20 protein-coding genes and 1 pseudogene are annotated in these 20,442 nt (G+C 65.4%); 9 read left to right on the forward strand and 12 right to left on the reverse strand.

Going from position 1 to position 20,442, the window contains the following annotated elements:
• Window positions 1-39: 39 nt before the first annotated feature.
• From J2853_RS42175 to J2853_RS42190, 4 genes and pseudogenes are all read right to left on the reverse strand, one after another.
• Window positions 40-1,259 (reverse strand): annotated as a pseudogene (locus J2853_RS42175) (IS701 family transposase).
• A gap of 59 nt (window positions 1,260-1,318) precedes the next feature.
• Window positions 1,319-1,960, reverse strand: a complete 642-nt coding sequence (locus tag J2853_RS42180) for an MBL fold metallo-hydrolase (protein WP_307567191.1) — start codon at window positions 1,958-1,960, stop codon at window positions 1,319-1,321.
• Window positions 1,961-2,158: 198 nt separating this feature from the next.
• Complete coding sequence (locus J2853_RS42185) at window positions 2,159-3,265, reverse strand: WXG100 family type VII secretion target (RefSeq protein WP_307567193.1); 1,107 nt, start codon at window positions 3,263-3,265, stop codon at window positions 2,159-2,161.
• Window positions 3,262-3,600 (reverse strand): hypothetical protein, encoded by a 339-nt coding sequence (locus J2853_RS42190; RefSeq protein WP_307567194.1) that lies wholly within the window; start codon window positions 3,598-3,600, stop codon window positions 3,262-3,264. Before J2853_RS42190 ends, J2853_RS42185 begins: the two co-directional genes overlap by 4 nt.
• A gap of 157 nt (window positions 3,601-3,757) precedes the next feature.
• Here J2853_RS42190 and J2853_RS42195 point away from each other — a divergent pair, with 157 nt between their 5' ends.
• Complete coding sequence (locus tag J2853_RS42195; RefSeq protein ID WP_307567196.1) at window positions 3,758-3,934, forward strand: hypothetical protein; 177 nt, start codon at window positions 3,758-3,760, stop codon at window positions 3,932-3,934.
• Window positions 3,935-4,014: 80 nt separating this feature from the next.
• On the opposite strand, the gene eccCa is transcribed toward J2853_RS42195, so the two are convergent.
• Window positions 4,015-8,007, reverse strand: a complete 3,993-nt coding sequence (gene eccCa, locus J2853_RS42200; RefSeq protein WP_307567198.1) for a type VII secretion protein EccCa — start codon at window positions 8,005-8,007, stop codon at window positions 4,015-4,017.
• Between the two features lie 150 nt (window positions 8,008-8,157).
• Here eccCa and eccD point away from each other — a divergent pair, with 150 nt between their 5' ends.
• Entirely contained in the window at window positions 8,158-9,606 is a 1,449-nt protein-coding gene (gene eccD, locus J2853_RS42205; protein ID WP_307567200.1) for a type VII secretion integral membrane protein EccD, read from the forward strand.
• A gap of 85 nt (window positions 9,607-9,691) precedes the next feature.
• Here eccD and J2853_RS42210 read toward each other — a convergent pair whose 3' ends face one another.
• Complete coding sequence (locus J2853_RS42210; RefSeq protein ID WP_307567202.1) at window positions 9,692-10,126, reverse strand: YbaB/EbfC family nucleoid-associated protein; 435 nt, start codon at window positions 10,124-10,126, stop codon at window positions 9,692-9,694.
• Between the two features lie 124 nt (window positions 10,127-10,250).
• On the opposite strand from J2853_RS42210, the gene J2853_RS42215 reads away from it, so the two are divergent.
• Window positions 10,251-10,619, forward strand: coding sequence for a hypothetical protein (locus J2853_RS42215; RefSeq protein ID WP_307567204.1), 369 nt, complete (start codon window positions 10,251-10,253; stop codon window positions 10,617-10,619).
• 252 nt (window positions 10,620-10,871) lie between these two features.
• A complete protein-coding gene (locus tag J2853_RS42220; RefSeq protein ID WP_307567206.1) occupies window positions 10,872-11,783 on the forward strand; it encodes a hypothetical protein in 912 nt (303 codons plus the stop codon).
• Between the two features lie 158 nt (window positions 11,784-11,941).
• Here J2853_RS42220 and J2853_RS42225 read toward each other — a convergent pair whose 3' ends face one another.
• The 4 genes from J2853_RS42225 to J2853_RS42240 are packed head-to-tail and all read right to left on the reverse strand — an operon-like array spanning window position 11,942 to window position 13,916.
• Window positions 11,942-12,313: a YbaB/EbfC family nucleoid-associated protein gene (locus J2853_RS42225; protein ID WP_307567208.1), complete on the reverse strand. Its 372-nt coding sequence runs from the start codon at window positions 12,311-12,313 to the stop codon at window positions 11,942-11,944.
• Between the two features lie 2 nt (window positions 12,314-12,315).
• Complete coding sequence (locus J2853_RS42230; protein ID WP_307567210.1) at window positions 12,316-12,726, reverse strand: YbaB/EbfC family nucleoid-associated protein; 411 nt, start codon at window positions 12,724-12,726, stop codon at window positions 12,316-12,318.
• A gap of 1 nt (window position 12,727) precedes the next feature.
• Window positions 12,728-13,600 carry a hypothetical protein gene (locus J2853_RS42235; RefSeq protein WP_307567212.1) on the reverse strand — a complete coding sequence of 291 codons (873 nt, stop codon included), beginning with the start codon at window positions 13,598-13,600 and terminating at the stop codon, window positions 12,728-12,730.
• Between the two features lie 49 nt (window positions 13,601-13,649).
• Window positions 13,650-13,916 carry a hypothetical protein gene (locus J2853_RS42240; protein WP_307567215.1) on the reverse strand — a complete coding sequence of 89 codons (267 nt, stop codon included), beginning with the start codon at window positions 13,914-13,916 and terminating at the stop codon, window positions 13,650-13,652.
• 626 nt (window positions 13,917-14,542) lie between these two features.
• On the opposite strand from J2853_RS42240, the gene J2853_RS42245 reads away from it, so the two are divergent.
• Entirely contained in the window at window positions 14,543-14,986 is a 444-nt protein-coding gene (locus J2853_RS42245) for a YbaB/EbfC family nucleoid-associated protein (protein ID WP_307567216.1), read from the forward strand.
• Here the strand turns inward: J2853_RS42245 and J2853_RS42250 are convergent.
• Window positions 14,983-15,741 carry a hypothetical protein gene (locus J2853_RS42250; RefSeq protein ID WP_307567218.1) on the reverse strand — a complete coding sequence of 253 codons (759 nt, stop codon included), beginning with the start codon at window positions 15,739-15,741 and terminating at the stop codon, window positions 14,983-14,985. The genes J2853_RS42245 and J2853_RS42250 overlap by 4 nt on opposite strands.
• A gap of 3 nt (window positions 15,742-15,744) precedes the next feature.
• Complete coding sequence (locus J2853_RS42255) at window positions 15,745-17,226, reverse strand: prolipoprotein diacylglyceryl transferase (protein WP_307567220.1); 1,482 nt, start codon at window positions 17,224-17,226, stop codon at window positions 15,745-15,747.
• Window positions 17,227-17,575: 349 nt separating this feature from the next.
• Here J2853_RS42255 and J2853_RS42260 point away from each other — a divergent pair, with 349 nt between their 5' ends.
• The 4 genes from J2853_RS42260 (at window position 17,576) to J2853_RS42275 (ending at window position 20,368) form a co-directional block, all read left to right on the forward strand.
• Window positions 17,576-17,935, forward strand: a complete 360-nt coding sequence (locus J2853_RS42260) for a WXG100 family type VII secretion target (RefSeq protein ID WP_307567221.1) — start codon at window positions 17,576-17,578, stop codon at window positions 17,933-17,935.
• A gap of 54 nt (window positions 17,936-17,989) precedes the next feature.
• Window positions 17,990-18,277: a WXG100 family type VII secretion target gene (locus J2853_RS42265; protein WP_307567223.1), complete on the forward strand. Its 288-nt coding sequence runs from the start codon at window positions 17,990-17,992 to the stop codon at window positions 18,275-18,277.
• Between the two features lie 109 nt (window positions 18,278-18,386).
• Complete coding sequence (locus J2853_RS42270; protein ID WP_307567225.1) at window positions 18,387-18,845, forward strand: hypothetical protein; 459 nt, start codon at window positions 18,387-18,389, stop codon at window positions 18,843-18,845.
• A 38-nt stretch (window positions 18,846-18,883) separates the two neighbouring features.
• Entirely contained in the window at window positions 18,884-20,368 is a 1,485-nt protein-coding gene (locus tag J2853_RS42275; RefSeq protein ID WP_307567226.1) for a hypothetical protein, read from the forward strand.
• The last annotated feature ends 74 nt before the right edge of the window (window positions 20,369-20,442 follow it).

Here is a 20,442-nt window from a genome sequence, read left to right on the forward strand (position 1 = left end):
CCAGGAGTAGTTGCAACTCGGCGATGATCCGGTAGGTGCTCAAACCGCAGCCGGCACTTTTGGGTCGAGCCGCTCCAGGGTGCAGAAGGCGTGTGCGACCGAGGCCAGGGTCACGTGATGGTGCCAGCCACTCCAGGTGCGGCCCTCGAAGTGGTCCAGACCCAGGCCGGTCTTCAACTCCCGGTAGTCGTGTTCGATGCGCCAGCGGATTTTGGCCAGGCGCACCAGGCGCCGTAGCGGGATGTCTGCCGGGAGGGTGGACAGCCAGTATTTGGTCGGCTCGCTCTCACCAGGTGGCCATTCGGCCAGCAGCCAGCACACCGGCAGATCCTCGCCCATGTGCGCGCGGCGGATCCGTAGCCCCGCCGGCCGTACCCGCAGCGCGACAAACCGTGAGCGCAACGGCCCCTTGGACCCGGCCCGCCAGGTCACCGCGTGCAGCGCGCGCCGTCCGGCGGCGGTCACGATCTGCTGGGCTGAGCGCGGCTTGTCTCGATAACGCGGCACCGGCCGCCGCCCAGTCCCCGCATACGGCGCGACCGTCCGGCCGGCATCGATGCCCAGCAGCGCGGTATCGGAGCGCACCCCCACCACGTAGCCGATGCCACGCTCGGTCAAGCCCAGACGAAAGGCCCCGTCTTGGCCATAGCCCTCATCGGCGACCACCAGCGGCGCCTCCAGCCCCCAGCAATGTCCAAAGCCAGCTGCCACTTGGGCACATGAGTGATGTCCGCGGGGATCCGGGCCCGTTGCCTGCGCGCCGCCACCGCGGCCGAATCCTCCGTGCGCGGTGAGGCCGCATCCCACCCCTCGGGCACGAACAGCCGCCAGTTCACCGGACAGGACGCGACGTCGGTGACCAGGTGCACACTCGGGGCGACCTGGCAGTTAGCGGTCTTGCCCAGCGCCCCGCAGTACTGCGGGGCCACTCCCGGCGACTCCTCACCATCCTTGACAAAGGACACATCATCGACCACCCAGGCGGCCGGGTTGATCGCCGTGTCCATCCGCCAGGCCAGCTCGGCCAGCACCAGTTGATGTGACCAGGGGGCGTCGGTGAGAAACTGCTGCAGCCCCTGGCGGTCCACGCCCAGCCGGGCCGCCATCGGCTCCATCGATTTACGGGCCCCGTCGGTCAGCAGGCCGCGCACATATCGTTCGCCCCATCGCCGCTGATCAGCACGGGCGAAACAGGAGAACACCTCGGCGGCGAACGTCTCCAGTCGCGCCCGCACGGCCTCGAGTTCTTGAGGGGTCATCTTCCCTCACCCCCAACGCAGGTGACATACCGTCTCCTACCCGAGGTAACCAAGTCCTACTAGGGCAGCGTGACCGACTCGCCCGGCTTGAGGCGGCGCATGTCGGCCTTCTGCTTGTCCGACTCGAGCTTCAGCCACTGGTCGATGATTCCGAGGCCGATGTCGTTGAGCAGTCCGTCATGTGTGGAGAAAGCCCGTGCGGGCCGGACCTCGCGCAGATAGGCGATCATCTCCAGGCCCTTCATCCACGGCGCGTTGGTCGGCACCAGCAGCGTGGGCACCTCCACACCGGGAGGAGTGAACGCGTCACCCGGATAGAAGACCTCCTCGTCCACCAGGAAGCCGGTGTTGCGGATGATCGGGATATCCGGATGGACGGGGGCGTGCCGCTCGCCGATGACCTTCACCCCGAAGCCCGCCGTGTCGAAGGCGTCGCCGTGCCGTACGACCTGGATCTTCGCCGGGACGTCGGTCAGCAGGGCGGCCACGCTCTCGTTGGTCCAGATCTCCAGCGACGGGTTGGCCGCGGCCGCCGTGCGCAGCCGGTCGGAATCCACGTGGTCGAAGTGCTCGTGGGTGATGAGAACGACATCGGCGCCGTCCAGCGCGGCTTCCTCGCTGAAGGATCCCGGATCGATGACGAGGGTCGATTCGCCTTTCTCCAGGCGAACACACGCGTGTCTTAATTTCGTGAGCTTCATCACTACAGATTAATCGTGGGGCCGCGGGTCACGACGGTCGGCCCGGTCGCCGCCGCCGATCGATCTTCGTACCGGCCGGGGTGAGCCGTACGCGCCGGACCTGCGGGAACGGGGGAACGTACGCGCCGGATCGGGGAGGGGGTGAGCCGGCCGGTGGTGATCCTCATCCGGCGGGCTCCGCGCGGAGGGTGGCGCGTGTCAGTACGGTCTGTATCCGCCCCCGTTGTTGATGGACGCGATGCCGGGGTGGCCGTCCAGGGAGCCGTAACGACTGAGGGTGTAGCGGACGCCGGCCATGATGTTGTGCACGGGGTTCCAGATGTCGCCGTAGCCCGGCTGCTTGTGCGCCTGGAACGTGGGGTCGATCGTCTGCATGAGTCCCTTGGACGGGATGCCGGCGGCGGCGTTGGAGTCCCAGTTGTTGATCGCCTCCGGGTTGCCGCCCGACTCGTGGAAGATGATCGTCCAGATCTTGTCGATGGTCGCCGGGTCGTCAGGATTCACGGCCACGCCGTTCTTCCGCAGGATCGTGAGCGCTTCCTTGATCCACGCCACGACCTCGGGTTTGGCGGCGGGGGGAGTCAGACCGGGAGGAGCGCCGCTGGGCCCGTATCCACCTGAGCCCGCGCCTCCACCGTTCAGGACGGGGTCGTCGCCTCCGTTCTGAACGCCGGCGAGCTGTGTTTGCACCGACTCGGGCAGGGGGGTTTTCTGCCAGTCGAGGGGGTGTTGCTTGGTGGGGGAGGTGAAGGGGTCTTTGTGGGGTGGGTTGATGTCGGCGAAGAGGATCGCTCTGTCGTTGAGGTGTCTGCGGAGGGTGCTTGCGGTGGTGTCCATCGCGGTGGCGGCGGCGGTGAGGTGGTCTTGGGCGTTGGTGCGGGCGGTGTTGACCGCTGTTTCGATGTTGGCGGTGGTGGCTTTGGGGTTTTTCTTGAGGTAGGTGGTTACTTGGGTGACGAGGGTGTCGTAGATGGTGGTGATCGAGGTTTTTGTTTCCTGGAGGGTGGTGGCCAGGGTGTCGAGGGTGGTGGCGCAGTTGGTGAGCGCGTCGTGGAGTTCTTGGCCGGCCCAGTTGTATTTCTGCATGTATTTGACGAAGTCGTTGGCGGAGGCGCCTTCCCAGACGTCGTCGACGTTTTTGACGGCGCCGTTGAGGGTGCCGGTGTCGGTGCCGATCTTGTTTGCGGTGTTTCGCCAGCGGGTGGCGATGGCGCGGATCTCCGCTGGGTCGCACGCGGCCTGGTCGCGGATCGCCAGGAGCGCGGGCCCGGCGGGGGTCTGAGCGATGAGGCCCTCAGCGGTCATACTTCGCCGGCCTTGTCCGCCTTGCGAATGTTGGTCTCCACTTCGTCCAGGGCACGCTCGGTCTCAAGGAGTTTTTTCGCGGCTTTGTCGCCCTCGTCGGCGATGGAATTTTCGACGCTGTCGATGACTTTCGCCAGGGCGATGGAGGCTGCTGTCATGGCGGAGGGGCCGGCGGCCGCCCCGGAGCCGGTCGGCCCGGAGAGGATGAGAGAGTCGGTCGCTTTGGCGGGGTAGCGACCTTCCCCGCCGATGAGGGCTTCGAAGTCTTTGGCTCCGTCCCCTACGGCCGTACGGCACCGATCGAGTGTCGTGAAGTAAATATCAGCGTCCGGCATACCGCTCTACACCTCTTCTGACGTTGCCACAAAACCGACAAATTGAGCATAGTGGATGAAGATCTTCGGGGAGAGGGTGTCTCCAACGCCGGCGATTCTTGGTGAGACCTTCCCGTGGATTCCACCGTCGGTTCTTTCGCGGGCCGAAATCCCGCCGGTGCCGTCCGCCTGGACGTACGGTCTTCGCCCCGATGACGGCATCTGTCTCCACATCGCCGCCGGCGACCACCGCTGCCCGGAGGTGGGCGAGGCCGCCGCGGACCGGGCGCCGCGCGGGCTGGGACCCGCGACGACCGTGAAGGCGGGCACGTTTCCCCTACGGCCCGACCTGTGATTCTTCGTGAGGTTCGACGGTTTTCTCTTTTCGGCGGGCCAAGCCGTCGGTGGGCTGGACGGTTGGGATGGACGGGCCGGTCAGCCGGTCTCCGGGGGCGGGAGGAAGGCGGTCTGGCCGAGGCGGACGCCGGACTTCCTGTCGACGAAGTAGCCGCGGCCGGCGGGGAGCGGGTGAGGGCGTACGTTGCCGAACACGAAGCCCTCGTCCTTGTTGCCGGACAGGACGACGGCGGGGCTGGCCATTTCCTTGATCCGCTGGATGACCGGGTCGAACATCGCCCGGCCGATGCCGCCCATCGCGCGTGACAGGATCAGGTGCAGCCCGATGTCACGGGCCTGGGGCAGCAACTCGGCCAGTGGCAGCAGGGGGTTCGACGAGGTCGCCACGAGGTCGTAGTCGTCCACGACGATGTAGAGGTCCGAACCCTGCCACCAGTTCCTGGCGCGTAGCTGGTCGGGCGTGAGATCAGCCGGGGGCAGTCGCTTGAGCAGCGCGGCGCGCGCATCGTTGATCAGGCCGGCCGCCGCGGTGCCGGAGGCGGCGTAGCCGATGCGGTGCTCGGTGGCGGCGGAGTCCAGCAACGACCGCCGGTAGTCGACCACGATCATCATGGCCTCCTGCGGCGTGCGCCGGGCGACCAGCCCCTCGGTGATGAGCCGCAGCAGGTTGGACTTCCCGCTCTCGGTGTCGCCCACCACGACGAAGTGCGGGTCGATGTCGAAGTCGAGCATGATGGGCGAGAGGGTGGCCTCGTCGATGCCGATGGGAATCCGGCTCGGTCCGGTCTGCGCGACGTCGGGAAGGGTCTCGGCGGCCAGGACCGCCGGCAGCAGCCGTACGGCGGGGGCGGAGGGTCCGGTCCAGGCCTCCCTGACGGCCTGGACGAGCGCGCGCACGCCGACCTGGAGGTCCTCGGCGTCCCTGACCCCGTCGATCCGGGGGAGCGCGGACAGGAAGTGCAGGCCCTCCTTGGTGAGCCCTCGTCCGGGCGTCCCCTCGGGCACGGCCAGAGATGCCTTGCGGTTGATGTCGGACTCGTAGGCGTCACCGAGCTTGAGCTCCACCCGGGTGCCGAACAGATCACGGATGCCCGGACGGAACTCCGACCACTTGTTGGTGGCGGCCACGACGTGGATGCCGTATCCGAGGCCACGCGCGGCCAGGTCGGTGATCACGGGTTCGAGCGTCTCGAACTCCTGCCGGACGGTCAGCCAGCCGTCGACCACGAGGAAGACATCGCCCCAGCCGTCGCCCTCGATCGTCCCGTCGGCGAGCTGCCGCCGGTAGGTGGTGATCGAGTCGATGCCCTGCTCGGCGAAGAATCGTTCCCGCTGCTGGAGGAGGGTGGCGATCTCGGCGACCGTACGGCGGGCACGGTCACCGTCGAGGCGGCTGGCGACCCCGCCCACGTGGGGCAGGCCCTCCAGTGAGGCGAGCGCGCCGCCGCCGAAGTCCAGGCAGTAGAACTGCACCTCGCGAGGGGTGTGCATGAGCGCCATGCTGGTGATCAGCGTGCGCAGCACCGTGCTCTTGCCGCTCTGCGTTCCACCGGCGACGCCGACATGGCCGGCCGCGCCCGACACGTCCAGCCAGAACGGGTCACTGCGCTGCTCGAACGGCTTGTCGACGATTCCCACGATGGCGTGCAGCCGGCCCCTGCCCGCCCAGCCGGTCGTGGTGAGGCCGAGTTCCGGTGTCACCGACAGCGGCGGAAGGAGCTGGGAGAGAGCCGGGGACTTGCCGAGCGGGGGCAGCCAGATCCGGTGGGCGGGCGGCCCCTGCTCGTTCAGCCGTCCGACCACGACGTCCAGCAGGCTGGCCGAGTTCCGGTCCGCCGGGCCGCTCTCCGACGAGGCCAGCTCCTTCGAGGGTGTCTCGGCGACGGGTACGGGGACGAACGCCGGGCCGTACTCCATGACCTGCGGGGAAGCGCCCTCCCCGGTCGACGCGGTCGCGTGGCGCGGGTCCGCCTGGTAGGCCCCGGAGACGTAGGCGGCCTTGAACCGGGTCATTCCCGTGGTGTCGAACTTGAGGTAGCCGTTTCCCGGGGCGGACGGCAGCTCGTAGGCGTCGGCGACACCGAGCACGACCCGGCTCTCCATCGCGGAGAACGTGCGCAGGCCGACCCGATAGGACAGGTGGGTGTCCAGGCCGCGCAACCGTCCCTCCTCCAGGCGCTGGGAGGCCAGGAGCAGGTGAACGCCGAGGGAGCGGCCGAGTCGTCCGATCATCACGAACAACTCGATGAACTCCGGCTTGGCCGAGAGCAGCTCGCTGAACTCGTCGATGACGACGAACAGCGTGGGCATCGGCCGCAGGTCGGCACCCTGCTCGCGGGCGCGCTCGTAGTCGCGCAGGGAGGCGTAGTTGCCGGCGGCGCGCAGCAGCTCCTGGCGGCGGACCATCTCACCGTGCAGGGCGTCGTACATGCGGTCGACGAGAGGAAGCTCGTCCTCCAGGTTGGTGATGACCGCCGAGACGTGGGACAGGGTGTCGAGGCCGAGGAAGGTGGCGCCACCCTTGAAGTCGACCAGGACGAAGTTCAGGATCTCCGACGAGTGGGTGATCGCCAGGCCGAGCACCAGGGTCCGCAGCAGCTCGCTCTTGCCCGAGCCGGTGGCACCGATGACCAGGCCGTGCGGTCCCATCCCACCTTGCGCGGACTCCTTGATGTCGAGTTCGACCATGCGGCCGTCGGAGCCGAGCCCGATGGGCACCCGCAGCCGGTTGCGACCGGCCCTCGGTCGCCACGTCACCGCCGGGTCGAGCCGGGCGGGGTCGCCGACCCCGAGCAGGTCGGTCAGCGAGGTGTTCGCCGCGAGCGCGTCCTGCGCCTCCCCGCCGCCCCTGCCGGTGGAGGCACGCAGGGGAGCAAGCTGCCGGGCCAGGCCCTCGGCGCGGAGGAAGTCCAGCCGGTCGGGATCGCCGAGGCGGGTCGAGCTCTCCTTGCCCGTGTGGTCGATTTTGACCATGAAGAAGCCCTCCGGCCGGATGTCCAGCCGCAGGGTGTTCTTCTCCTCGACCCGTCCTGCCGATCCGGACAGGTCGATCACGGTCACGCCCGCGATGGCGTCGGCGCCGAGCTGGGAGTCGTGCGGCACGTGCCCGCGGTCGAGAATCAGCACGTAGTACGGCAGGGCGTCGGAGGAACCCGGCTTGAAACGCGCGCGTTCCTTCAGTTCCGGGCCGAGTAGCTGGTCGAGCTGGGCGAGGTTGTCGGTCATGAGCCGAACCTGGCCGGCGGCGTCGGTCTCCTCGGGATGCAGCGCGTGAGGCAGCCACTTGACCCAGTCCCACTGGGCCATCCACTCCTCGCCCGCGCACACCATGACCCGCATGTCGTCCGGGGAGTGGAACACCGCCATCTGGGCGACCATCGCCCGCACGAGGTCGCGTACGGCCATCGGATCGCCGGTCAGCTGGATCCGTGCGAAGGACTGCAGGGCCACGGCGACCGGCAGTTTGGAGACGGTCGAGTGCGCCCGGACGAACCTGCGCAGCGCGCCGGACGACAGGGCGTCGAGATCCTCGACCGGCTTGGAGTCGGGCGGGATCAGCTGGATGGCGAGTTTCTGCACACCGGTGCCGAGCCGTACGGTGCCGAAGTCGTCGTCGCGGCTCCGCCGCTCCCACAGGCGCTGGCTCATGGCGACCCACCACAGGGTGTCCGGGGCCGGAGCGCCCCATTCGAGGGCCGTCCGCTGCTGCACGGCCGCTCTCCGCACCCTTTTGCGGATCTGCGAGAGATAGCGGAAGTAGTCGCGGCGCAGGCTGTTGAGCTGGTTCCTGCGCTCTCCGGACTGGCGGCCCAGCTGGCCCAGGCTCATCCCCAGCATGGACAGGGCGAACATGCCGCTCGCCACGTACATGATCGGGTTGCTGTTGCCGCCGGCGGTGAACATCAGGCCCATCGAGGCGCCGCCCGCCAGCATCGGCAGGTAGGTGAGCACCGCGGTGAAGCCCTGAGGCTGGACCTCCGGAACCTCAGGGGGAGACTCGAGCAGGATCTCGCCGCGCGGGGGCTTGGGCGGGGGACGGCGTTCGGGGCGCCGTACGACGACGATGCTCACCCTGGAGCGTCCTCCTGATCGGTTGCGCGAACTCTTGCCGCAAACGTTTACCACGGCTCTCGCACGTGATCTGTACTGACCCCGATACCGTATCCGGCGTATCCGTAATATCTGCGGTGTTCCTGACGTTTTGTGATGAGAAAGGGGACGATGGTGAGGTCGCTGGCTCAGCCGCCCTCTCAGGGGCCGGGACCGCAGGGCGCGCTGGCCCAGGTCGCGTTGCCGCTGTCCCCGCTGTGTCACGTCACGATCGTGGGGCCTCGGAGGAAAGCCGACCTGACGGTGCCCGCGGACATCCCGCTGCCTCACGTGATGCCGAGCCTGTTGCGCGCGATGGGCGAGGTCGGAGGCGACTTCGCGTCGGGCCCCGGATGGGTGCTCCAGCGGATCGGTGGTCCTCCGCTCGATCTCGGCCAGAGCCTGGGATCGCTGGGCGTGCTCGACGGCGAGGTGCTCCACCTGCGGCCGAGCGAGGTCATGCTGCCCCCGGTCCTGTTCGACGACGTGGCCGACGTGGTCGCGACGGAGGTGGAGGAGGGCTCCAGCAAATGGACCCCGAAACACACCCGCCTGCTGGGGATGAACGCCGCGGTCATGCTGCTCGTCACCGGGGTGGTGATCCTGGCGACGGTGGGTCCGCCGTGGACGGTTCCCGCCGTGCTCTCGGGGGTGCTCGCCGTGCTGCTGCTCGTCGCGGGTGCCGCGCTGTCCCGGGCCGTGGGTGACTCCGGCGCGGGCACTCTGATCGGTTATGTGGCGCTGCCGTACGGCTTCCTCGCCGGGCTTCTCATCCCGGCGAGCGACGAGAGCGTGTTCGGGCTCGGCGCGCCGCACCTGCTCTCCGGGTTCGCCTTCACGGCCTTCGTGGCCACGGTCGGGGTGATAGCGATCGCCGACGGTGTGCCGGGTTTTCTCGGCACCGCCGTCGCCTCGACGGTCGGAGCGGTGTGCGCCGCCTCCGTGATGGTGTTCGAGGCTCCCCCCGCGGGAGTCGCCGCGCTGGCCGTCACGATCCTGCTGGCCTTCAGCCCGCTGATCCCGACGCTGTCGTTCCGGCTCGCCCGCGTGCCGATGCCCTCGATGCCCGTCAACGCCGAGGAACTGCGGGCCGACAACCAGCGGATCGACAGCTCGTCGATCCGGGAGCGCGCCGCCTACGCGCAGCGCTACGTGACCGGCCTGGTCGCGGGAATGGGAATGGTGACGCTGGGCACCCAGGCGTACCTCGTGCGGGACAGCGGCTGGGTCACCACGGCCATCCAGCTCACGCTGTCGCTGACGCTCATCCTGAGGGTCCGCGTCTTCCACGGGTTCGGCCAGCGGCTCTGGCTGATGATCGCGGGCATCGCCGGGATCGTCATGTTCGCGATCTCCCAGGCCGTGGACTCGGGCGGCGTCGTGGCGATCGCCGTGGTGGTAGGGCTGCTGTGGGTCGCGGCGATCCCGGTGGGCATGGGCCTGTGGTTGCCGAAGGGGAAACCGTCGCCGTTCTGGGGCCGGGCCGGGGACATCGTCGAGGCCCTGCTGATCGTCACACTGTTCCCGCTCGCCCTCGGCGTGCTGGGCGTCTACACCTGGATGCGCGGCCTGGCGGGGTGAGGTGAGGCGGTCGTGGATTCGCGACCCGGCAGACGAGATGGGGCGGTCGTGGATTCGCGGCCCGGAGGAGGAGATGGGGCGGTCGTCACCGCTCCCAGTGGTCGCGGTGCTTCATCCGCTCCAGCCTGGCGATCCGCTCGCCCATCTCCGCGGAGAAGGAATCCTGGATCTCCCCGAACCGACGCTGGACCGTCTTGATCACGTCCTCCCCGCCGAGCGGGAGGGCCACCAGCTCCCGCGCCTGACGTTCCTGGTCGTCCTGTGCGGCCTGGACCGCCTCCAGTACCTCCTCGGACAGTGAGTCGCTGTCCAGCCGCATCCCACGGGAGGCGATCTTCACACCGGTCACTCGGCCGTCGGCGCCGACCCGTGCCGAGACCAGACCGCTGCGGCTCTCGCCCGACCCGGTGATCTCACGGAGATCGGTCATCGCCGCGGTGAGGTCGCGCTGGGAGCGCTCGCTGTCCCGCACGATCTGGTCGAGGTCCTCTAGACGGAACTCTGGATCACTGGATTCCATAACACGTCAGACCACTTGCCGATGGTTAACCGGTAGCCATCATTGTCTGTCCTGACGATTAAATAATCATGAAGTTACCTTTGTCCGCTTCGGGGCTGAACAGGCTGTGGGCGAAGATCGGATCATGGACATGAAAGTTGCCGCAGCGCCCTCTGCGCCCTCTGCGCCCCCTGCGCCGCCCGGCTCTTCCAGCCAGGACCGCCACATCACGTCGGCGACGATCCTTCGCACGCGCAGCCGAGTCGAGCGCGAGCTCAAGGACGAGACGCTGGTCTTCCTCCGGAGCCTGATCGGCGAGGTTCATGTCGATTCCCCCGGATTCGGGGTCGTGGGTGAATTGATCCTGGGCAGTGCCTACAAGGACATGTGCCGGCAGGTGGACACGATTTTCGGCGATGCCATAAAAGCCGTCGAAGGCTGTTGCCAGGCGCTCACCATCGGTGAGCGCAACTGGGAGACGGCCGAGGACCACAACATCGTCAAGTATCGCTGATCTCCGCCTACGGGCATCTTCCTGACTTCGGTGTGCCGCCGCCCCGCACGGGGCCGAGTCCGTACGCGGCGCGGTTCGTTCCGCTGCCGCCGACGGGATTCGAACCGCACCTCCCTCCTTCCGGCACCTCAGGTTCCTGAGCCGGTTACGGGGGCGGTCTCGTGACGGGCCCGCGCCCGTACTACGTCGAAGCCATCTGAAAGGACGCCATCTCATGTCCACTCCGAGGGAAAAGGCCCGGACATCCCGGGCATGTACGTTCCCAGGCACCTGCGTATCGGGTGCCTCGACGGGATCGTGTATCACACGATGACGGTTGGTCCGGGTGATCCGTTTCCGGGGCTGATCCGTCCGACCGGCCCGCTTCCGCCGCCGACTGGTCCGTTCAGTCCGCTTCCAAAACCGGTCGTTCCGGCCGGTCCGCTTCCGGAACCGGTCGGTCCGAGGGTGTTGAACACGCTGAAGAGCGCCGGCAAGTTGTCGGTGTACCTCGCCCCAGCGATCCTCATGGCGGGTACGGCGATCGCCAACGAGCCCGATATGGCACGCGCGGCGAGCATCTGGAAGAGCGGTATCGCCGCCCGGCTGGATGGTGGGTCGAAGCAGCTCATCTCGCAGCTCGTCGCGACGTCGAAGGTCGGCTGGGTAGCGGGGGACCAGCAGGAGCTCGAGCGTTTCCTATGGCATTTTCAAAGGGAGCTCGAAGCCCTGCGCAGCGTCCTCGGTGATATCGCGGGCATGATCGACGAGGTGGCCGCCGGCTATCGGACCTACTGGCTGCATCTCGGCGAGCTGGCCATCACCACGATTGCCTTGCTGTCCTTCTCCAAAAAGCTACAGCTTCTGCCGCAGACCAAGTTCTGGGGCTGGTTGCTGGAGAAGTTCGTCGCGACCGCGGCCAACGGGGTGGTCGCCACACTGACCTGGGGACTGGGATCGGCCCTGAAAGATGCCGTCGTCATCATGTCGACCATGATTAAAAAGGGTCATCAGTTCAACTACATCATGCCGTCCGGCGAGGCGAAGGTGGACTTCACGCAGGTGGTCATCGACTCCGGTAAGTATCCGTCGTACCGGGAGCCTCCTCCCGGTACGAACAACCTCCCGCAGGGTTACCAGAACTTCGACTGGGTCGCTCCCAGGGTCGACAAGCCGACGCCGTAGAGGTGCGGCTTTCGCCCTTGATCACGAAGAAATCAGCGGTGCGATTGGGTTGCTCTGGAAGTGGCCGGTTGTTACTCATATCCAGCTCACGTTGTCGCTGACGCTCGTGCTGGGCGTCTGTGCCCGGGTCCGCGGCCTGGCCGGCTGAGCCGCCCGGTCTAGGCGGGGAAGCCCGCGCGGTCCTTGAACGTGCGCTCGGCGTCGCTGAGGAGCTCGCCGATGTTCGGACCGTCGCCCACGCGCAGCCCGTGCATCATCTCGTCCTTGGCGCTCGCGGCCGCGGCCTCGGCGGCGTGAACCGCCACGACGACGGCGTCACCGAGGGTGACGCCGTCGAGCCTCCGTTTGCTGAGCGCACCGATGTCCAGCCGGAGGAGTGAGCCGACCGCGTCGACCGTCGCGACGATCCTGCCCTCGTCGGCGCTGCCGGTGAACTCCCGGGTGCTCCACTCCTCGACGGCCGCTTCCATCTGTGCCGTCGCCTTGGTCAGCTGTTCCATATAGGCGAGCAGCTCATCGGTCTCTTCCACGGTCATTCCTTTCCGAGCAGTGCCTGGATGTACGGTGCCAGCGGATCGTCGGGCGTCCGCACGTCACTCGGATCCCCCGTCGGCTGGCCGGTCAGATCCGCGATCGTCTCCGTCATCGCCGTTGCCGCCGCCGCCCGTGCCTCCTGGATCGCCTGGCACACGGCCTCGCCCAGCGCCACATGGTCGAGAGCGTGCATCACCCGCGGGTCGACGGTGACGGCGAGAAGTCTCCCGGAACCCGTCACCTTCGCCAGGACCTGGCCGTCGGCGTCGCGCCCCTCCACCTCCTGCTCGTTCAGCTCGCGAAGCGCACCGGTGAAACCGTCGAGCCAGCCGTTGACCTCACGCAGCAACTCCGGCACGGCGCCCTCTTTGCCGGAGCCGAAGGCGGCGATCTGCCTGTTCGGATTCAACTCAGGTGTCCTTGCCTTCGAGGTGTGGGGCGGGCTTCCAGTTGTCGTTGATGTGCGCCGGGTCGTCGATCGGGGAGTTCAGATTGAGGTCACGTGGTCCACGTCCGGGGTCGCCGCTCTGATAGAAAGCGCCCTTGAGGTCGTTGAGTTTCAGTTCGAGCTTGTTGAGGTCGCCCTCGTAGGAGCTGTAGACGTCGGAGAACTGCTTGATGAGGTTCGCGAGCGCACCGAGGAAGGCTCCGGCCTGCGCCATGAGAGCGAGTCTGCCGGCGGGGTGTGTGCTCATCTTTGTCAGGACTTCGAACATTGGTTTCGAAGTGGCGAGCAAGCCCAGCAACGAGAGGTCGTATTCGATGACCTCCTTGTACTGGCCCTGCATGGTGCCGCTCATCTCGTCCGATATCTTGCCCAGCTGGCTGTAGAGACCGTTCACATTGAATCGGATGTACTGCTGGAGGACTGTGGGGGCGGCTCCCTGCCAGTTGGGCGAGATGTCGTCGAAGTAGGAACGCCAGACGTCCGATCTGTTCCCTTCGAGTAGCCCGGCCAACTCCTTCCAGGTATCCCGCCGGTCGGCGAAGAGAAAAGGATTTCCGGCGTTCATGACCGCGGCGGCGAGCAGTGCGAGGCCGACGACCCCCAGACCCGATACGGCGAGACCTGTACGTATGGGGGTGCTGCTCTTGTTGATTCCTTCGATCAGCTGTTTGAACCCGCCGGGATCGGTTCGGGTGCCGACCTTTCCGGTTGGTCGTGGTTTTACCGTTATTTCCTGTTGTACGGCTCCGCTGGCGTTGGTGACGTACAACTGCTTCGGATCAGTGGATGCCGTCTGACCAGGAACGATCAGCTTGGGCGGCGTTGGTTCGGTCACCGCTGTCCTTTCTTGTAAACCGTGGATCCGTTGTCTGTGCGGTTGCGGCTCAGGGCAGGATTTTCCCGATGGTCTTCTCGTTCACCTGATTGACCAGGGTGTAGTTGTCAGCCGACCTCACCAACTTTTCGCCGCTATGCGCGAGCAGGTTCTTGAGGATGCCCGCGCTGTCCGCCCAGGTGTCGGAGATGGTGTTGAACCGCCCGGCGTAAGGCAGCCCGATGATCGGAATTCCTGCCAGGGGAACCAGGTTCCAGCCCTCGAAACGAGGCGTGCTGTTCTTCAGTTCGTCGACCCCGACGGCGGCGCCGCTCATCGTCCCGGCGAATTTCCTGATGGTGCCGGCGTCGTGGATCGAGCCATCGGCGCCGGTGGTGCCGTCCGGTTCGCCGCTGTTTTTCGGAGTGCCGGTTCCATGCGGCCCGGCCGGTGGAGAGGTTCGGACGGCGGAGGGAAGGCATGGGCCCGGAGAGGGGCATTTCGGAGTGTGCGGGCACGGGCTGACAACCGGGTCGAGTGTGGGGGAGGGTATCGGGCTCGCGGTGGGTGATGGGGTGGGCGGTGCCGTAGGTGACGCGGAGGACGAGGGCGTCAGGCTCGCGGTCGGTGATTCGCCGGGTTCGGGCGCGCTGGGAGTGGACATGTCATCTCCCTATCATCGCGATCTTCGGGCGGCGCGCGCTCTTGTCCAATTTGTCCCGATGGAGAGCTTTGTTAAGAAACAATTCACGCTGGCGATGGCAATGAATCAAAAACAGGCTCGTACGAGCCTTCGTGAGGATGGTGCCCCCGGCTCGGATTTCGCCGCGCCTGGCAGGATCCGGCGGGGATTGCCGTAAACGAGTCCGGATTGTATGGATCTGGGTGGTGTACTAGGTTGCTCCGAAGGTGATCTGTTGTGGTGGGTGAGCCTGGTGGTGCCCCTGGGAAGAGGAGCGGTCGATGGACGGATTCGGGGACTTCGCGAACATAGATATTGACAAGCTCCTGAACGGGGCCGACGGGCAGTTCGCCCGCATGGAAGAGCTGCAGAAGAGCATGGCCGTGCTGGTCGGGCGCGCGGAGGACGAAGCCGGCCTGGTGAAGGCGGCGTACGGAAGCGAAGGGCTGAGCGAGCTCGAACTCCACCCCAAGGCACTGCGACTGAGCGCGGGAGAGCTGGCCGAGACGATCAAGGCGGTTGTCCACGACGCCACCCAGGACCTGCAGACGCAGATCAGCAAGACCATGGGTGAGGTGTTCGGGGAGGAGGACAACCCGATGAAGTACCTCGACGACCCGGACGCGGCGCTGAACCAGATCAAGGACGCGGAGGCCGCCTACAACCGGACGTTCGAAGATGTCATGGGCGAACTCGACCGTATTCGCCGTAGCCTGGACCTCTAGAGCTTGGGAATTTCGCTGGCCAGACCGCTCGTCCCCTCAAACTGATTCGATTCCGCAGTCGGCAGGTTCTTGATAACCGCATTTTCGAACTGCGGAATCGAATTCATGTCGGTTGGGCTGGCTGCCTTGGTGAGATCATCCTGCATGCTCATTGTAAAGAACTGCTGAATCATCATCACAAGGCCAATGCCAGCGCCCAGGATCCCCACGTTCTTCACCAGCATCTTTTTCGTGATATCCCTGAAAGCTTCCCCGTATAATAGTGCAACCCTATGAGCAAATGTCCCGACGAGGGGGTTGGCCTTGCTGACAAGTGCAAAACATGCCCAGGCGAAAAGGCCTGCAGCCCCCACCGAACAGACGATCGCTCCCGCGAAGAAAAGCCCTGCATAATTTTCCAGGGCGTCTCCCATGTTTATATTCAATTCTTGATTTTTTTTCTTTTGTTCGTTGAACGTGTCGACTACCGCTTGGAAATCTGGCCTCCCTAGTTTTTTCCATGCTTCTTCGGGAACGCTTTCCATTAGCTTGATGAGCTCGATGCTTATGTCATTGATCTTGCCGTTCAGTTCCTTCCATCTCTCGCCGATATCAGCAATGTCGCTCGGACTGCAGAACATGCTCCCGATTGTCACCGCCACAAAGCGGCTGACATAGGAAAGAAAGGGATTTCCAGGAACTGTGGCTGCGGCGACACAGGCTGCGATGGAACCGGTGTACATGGTTGTTCCTGCGCCGTACCCAGTAGATGCCATCGATCAAGCCTCCTTAATGGTGCTAGCGTCATCGGATGCTTTGATGACCTCTGCGCCCTTTTTCAGTTGACTGTTCCAGGTGCCGAGCTGTGCACGGGCTTTTCCGAGGTACTCTACGAGAGTTTCATGAGTTGATTCATATGCGGACGTGAACCCCATCATGCCCATCACGCCGAACCCGGGGTTGCCCATTTTGATCCCCTTGGCGCTGGCATGGGCATTGGCCGCGGCCCCTTCTTCGGCAATGACATTGATATCCCTCCCAAGTTTTGTCATCTCGACAGGATCTGCTTTACGCCAATCCCCGCCCACACCCTCGCTTGAAAGATTTTGCTCTCGCGCTCTGGCGGCTTCAACTTTGGCGGCTTTCTCTCGGGCGGCTTTCTCCTTGGCGGCTTTCTCTTTGGTAATCTTGTCCAGTTCTTCCTGGGATGGCGAACCGATGCCGCCGGACGGGTCCGGAATTCCTCCGCCTCCGGAGGGAGATCCTGGAAGGGACGGCATCCCCGGCCCTTCCTCTCCGACGCCCACGGGATCGGAGGGGCCGCCGCCCTGGGGCGGGACCGGGACATCGGGCGCGTCGGGGTTGGGGACGTCGGGGATGTCGGGGACGTCGGGGACGTCCGGGTTGGGGACGTCGGGGTTGGGCACGTCGGGGTCGGGGACGTCCGGGACGTCGGGGTTGGGCACGTCGGGGTTGGGGACGTCGGGCGCGTCGGGGTTGGGCACGTCGGGGTCGGGGACGTCGGGGACGTCGGGGTTGGGGACGTCGGGCACGTCGGGGTTGGGCACGTCGGGGTCGGGCACGTCCGGGTCGGGCACGTCCGGGGCAGGTGTTTCCGGGTCGGCAGGGTCCTCGGGTTGTTCCGGCTGGCCTTCGGGATCGGAGGGATTCTCGTTCTCGGCCGGGTCTTCCGGGTTTTCGGTTTCGGTGTCCTCTGGATCGGATGTGTCGGGTTGAGCGTCCGGTGGATTCGGATCTTCGGTCACATCGCCATCCGGGTCATCCGGATAGATCTCGTCCAGAGCGTCAGAGTCGGCGGACGGCTGGGAGCCTTCGATCTCACCCGGCTCTGAGTCGTCCGGTTTGGTGTCATCCGGCTCTGAGTCGCCGGTTGACACCGAGTTGAGCTCGGTTGTGGCGGTCTCGTCCGTAGGCGGGAGAGACAAGACAGAGTCTCCCCGGAGCGTTTCGGCTCCGGAAGGATCGACCGTCCGGAGTTGGGAGACGTAACTCTCGGGCTGCCGGTCAGGGTCTGAGGCGACGAGATCCGGCCGCCCGGTCGTCGCCCCGAAGGCGGAGGTCTCGTAAGCGTCGACGTGAGGCGACTCGGGTGCTCCCGCGGGAATGAGGAGTTCAGAAGTGCCGCTCTCAGGCTGATGAGTCTCCCGAGGGTCCACACCGGGACCGCTGGACGGGGGCGCACCCCAGTTGAGCAGGCTGTCTATGTCCCGCCGGCTGTCGATGCCCTGATGCTCACTCAATGCGGCCCTCATCCCCACGAATCCCAGTGATCGTCAACGCTAGCCCAGCGGGCACTTGATCGTATAGAACAGGAGCAAACCGGATATTTCTGTACAGCAGCCACAGTCGCAACCCCCGTCGACCATCGGCCGTCAAGCCATTCACCTGCACGTTTGGCCAAAGTTAGCAAAACGTTACATTTCCGTAATTTGCATTCGTGTTATCTACGATGCCCTAGATCGCTAATGTGGTGTCTGATACGCCTGAGGCTTTGGTCCCACTTCGTCCCTACGCGCCATCGTGACCGTAGGCCGGGGCGGGAGCGTAGTGCCACGGTGGGCAGGCAGACCTACGTCATGGAGGTAAACAATGGCAGAACCAACAAGTGGTGGCGCCGGCGGCGTTGATTACGACGGTGAAGTAATCGCCCGCGCGGCCGCGCGCGTCCTCGATGCCTCTCAGCAAATCGAAGGCATGCGTCAGAGGGTCGCAATCCATGCGGACGAACTGCTCGACAAGGGCCCAGAAGGTGGATGGAAGGGAGGCGCCGCCGGGAAGTACAGGATCGCGATGGAGCGCTGGAGTCAAAAGGCAGCATCCGTCCGGATGGACCTGGAAAGGATCGCTGACAATATGGACCTCAATGCCAAGAATTATAACAGTATGACTGCGGACGTCGATGCCGGTATGAACAGGGTCGACGCACTCATCAACAGCGCCATTAAGTAAAGCAATCACTTCTAGTCTTAAGGAAGGAAGGCAAGAATGGGTGATAATGTAGGAGTGAACTATGCGCTCATGGAGCAGCACCAGTTCAATCTTCTCAAGGTCGTCACGGAAATGGACAGGATCACCGACGAGCTTTACACCGATATCACTAATATGATGTCTGGGGTCTGGGCGGGTGACGCGCAGGCAGAGTTCGAGAGTCACCGAGTGATGTGGGACAAGACCGAGAAGGAGATGGGAGCCCTTCTTCATGCGGCTGCGGAGGCAGTCGGGATCGCCAATGCGAACTACCAGCAGGCCGAGAGGGACAACATGCGGATCTGGGCAGATCCCACGAGGTAGAGCCGACGTGCGATCGCGTCCTTCTCGGTCATCGTGAACATGGTGGTCGAGAAGACTTGTCCTCGGTAAATCCGAACGGCATGTAGTTCACTTTCCGCGAGGGGGAGAGATGACCAGCAGAGATGCCATGAGGGCTGATGAGGCGCTCCCTCTCGATCCGAGGTGGCCAGGGCTGGATGACGATTCAGAGACAACGTTCCTCGTCGATCCGAAGTGGCCGGGGCTGGGGAGCCAGCCGGCGGACAAGTTTTTCGAAACCAATGTGATGAGGGCGGTCGCGACCGACCTGGAGCTTTATCTGGGTTCGATGACCGGTGGGGCCAACGCGGAGGGATACACCACCGGATCGATCAACAGCATCCGGGAGAACTGCAACCTCACCGAGGCCCAGTTGGGCCGCTGGGATGCGGCGAGCGCGCTCACCCAGTCTGTCGGTTCCCCTGGTGGGAAGAAGCAGTTCGAAGAGGCATACGGGGAGTTCATCGCCGCTTACGAGGCGGCGATTCGAGCGATCAGAGAGCATGCCAAAGTGCTGGATGAAACAGAGCGTGCCAACGAAGGTCGCTAGGACACCCGGGGAAGGTCGTTGTGGCTAAGGTTAACAAGATGAAGACCCTGGTCATCATGTCCTTCGAGTCGGTGCCGGAGGCGGCGACAGGGCCCAGCGGAACCGTCGTGTATCCGCTTTCCTCGATAAAAAAGTGGTTGGCCGAGACCTCTCCTGCCGAGGTGGAGAACGCCGGATTCGCCTACGGGCATGCCGCGAGTTCCATCGAATACGCCTGTGACGCGATAACCAGAAACGCGGCCAAACTGGCCGAGGACAGGGTGTGGCACGGATTCGCCTCCGTCGAGGTGCAGGAGGCGCTGCGAAAGCTGCACGCCACCGGCACCGAACTGGCCTCCAAGATGGAGATGATGTCCACCACCCTCAGGCTGTACGGCGGGACCTACCTTCCCCAGGCTCGGGAACAGGTCGCCGGGCTCACCCCGCCGCCTGAGGGAATGAGCAACCAACTGGCCGGGACCGCGATGGAGTCGAAGGACACCAGAGCGGGCCGCGAGGCGATGACCGAGCTTAACAAGAAGATCGTCGAGCTCTACGACACGTATATGCCCCGCACCGTCTCGTACGACCTGGACATCCCGCAGCCGCCGGAAGGCTCCGCGTCCCCGGCCAAGAAGGTAAATCCGTACGCGGACACCACGCCGCCCTCGAACGGTTCCATCCACAGAGGTAGCGCGGTGGCGGGTGACTCGGGCGGTTCCAATGGGTTCGCGAGTTACCCTGGCGCCGATAGGAGTGGCTCGGGAGCCGGTGGTGCGGGCGGTGGCTCGAACCTGGAGGGTTCCGGTTCGAACGGTTCGGGTTCGAACGGTTCCGGTCCGAACGGTTCGGGTTCGGGCGGTTCGGGTTCGGGCGGTCCGGGATCGGGTTCTGATGGCCCGGGTGGTTCAGGCCCTGACGGTCCGGGGCCCGATGGTTCAGGGCCTGACGGTCCGGGGGCCGACGGTCCGGGTTCGGACGGTTCTGCTGGTTCGGGCTCCGACGGTTCGGACGGCACCGCCGAGGACGGCGTCGGAGACGGGAGCGACCAGGGCCCGGAGTCTCCTCCCACCGATGCGAACGGCACCGGCACCGATCAGGACATGGGGGACGACGAGACCGTTGACTCCGTGATCGGTGGAAACAACGACGCGCTTGCGGACGACCCTCGGAGTACCGAGGTGGAGAACTTCACCCCGCCGCCGGTGACCGGCGCACTCCCGCATCTCCCCACCCCGATCGCCGGCCCGCTGGGCGTTCCCTCGGCGCTGGGCACTCCCTCGGGCCTTGTCGTTCCCCCGGTCCTGGGCGGTCCGGGATTCGGAGCGGGCACCGCGGGGATGGGCGAGGCCGCCTCCGTGATGGCACGAGGAGCGACGGCGACGAGCGGCATGCCGATGATGCCGATGATGCCGATGGGTGGGGGTGGCGTCGGCGGCGAGGGTGGTCAGGTATCCGAAACCCCGTACGGGCTCTCGGAGGACCACGACGTCTGGAAGTGCGACGACGACGTCACCTCTTCAACCATCACTCAATCCGTATGAGCTTTCTGAAGGTACGGCGAGGCTACGAGCTGGAAAAGTCCGAGTCGTTCGATCCCGAGCATGCGCCGAACGCG

Source organism: Streptosporangium lutulentum (genome assembly GCF_030811455.1).
Taxonomy (GTDB): domain Bacteria; phylum Actinomycetota; class Actinomycetes; order Streptosporangiales; family Streptosporangiaceae; genus Streptosporangium; species Streptosporangium lutulentum.

Bases quoted from the DNA above. Each gene is read 5' to 3' on its own strand.
- J2853_RS42190 (WP_307567194.1), bottom strand. From the start codon at position 3,600: ATGCCGGACGCTGATATTTACTTCACGACACTCGATCGGTGCCGTACG.
- J2853_RS42250 (WP_307567218.1), bottom strand. From the start codon at position 15,741: ATGGCATCTACTGGGTACGGCGCAGGAACAACCATGTACACCGGTTCC.
- J2853_RS42210 (WP_307567202.1), bottom strand. From the start codon at position 10,126: ATGGAATCCAGTGATCCAGAGTTCCGTCTAGAGGACCTCGACCAGATC.
- J2853_RS42180 (WP_307567191.1), bottom strand. From the start codon at position 1,960: ATGAAGCTCACGAAATTAAGACACGCGTGTGTTCGCCTGGAGAAAGGC.
- J2853_RS42245 (WP_307567216.1), top strand. From the start codon at position 14,543: ATGGACGGATTCGGGGACTTCGCGAACATAGATATTGACAAGCTCCTG.
- J2853_RS42270 (WP_307567225.1), top strand. From the start codon at position 18,387: ATGACCAGCAGAGATGCCATGAGGGCTGATGAGGCGCTCCCTCTCGAT.
- eccD (WP_307567200.1), top strand. From the start codon at position 8,158: ATGGTGAGGTCGCTGGCTCAGCCGCCCTCTCAGGGGCCGGGACCGCAG.
- J2853_RS42240 (WP_307567215.1), bottom strand. From the start codon at position 13,916: ATGAGCGGCGCCGCCGTCGGGGTCGACGAACTGAAGAACAGCACGCCT.
- J2853_RS42215 (WP_307567204.1), top strand. From the start codon at position 10,251: ATGGACATGAAAGTTGCCGCAGCGCCCTCTGCGCCCTCTGCGCCCCCT.
- J2853_RS42185 (WP_307567193.1), bottom strand. From the start codon at position 3,265: ATGACCGCTGAGGGCCTCATCGCTCAGACCCCCGCCGGGCCCGCGCTC.
- J2853_RS42275 (WP_307567226.1), top strand. From the start codon at position 18,884: ATGAAGACCCTGGTCATCATGTCCTTCGAGTCGGTGCCGGAGGCGGCG.
- J2853_RS42220 (WP_307567206.1), top strand. From the start codon at position 10,872: ATGTACGTTCCCAGGCACCTGCGTATCGGGTGCCTCGACGGGATCGTG.
- J2853_RS42260 (WP_307567221.1), top strand. From the start codon at position 17,576: ATGGCAGAACCAACAAGTGGTGGCGCCGGCGGCGTTGATTACGACGGT.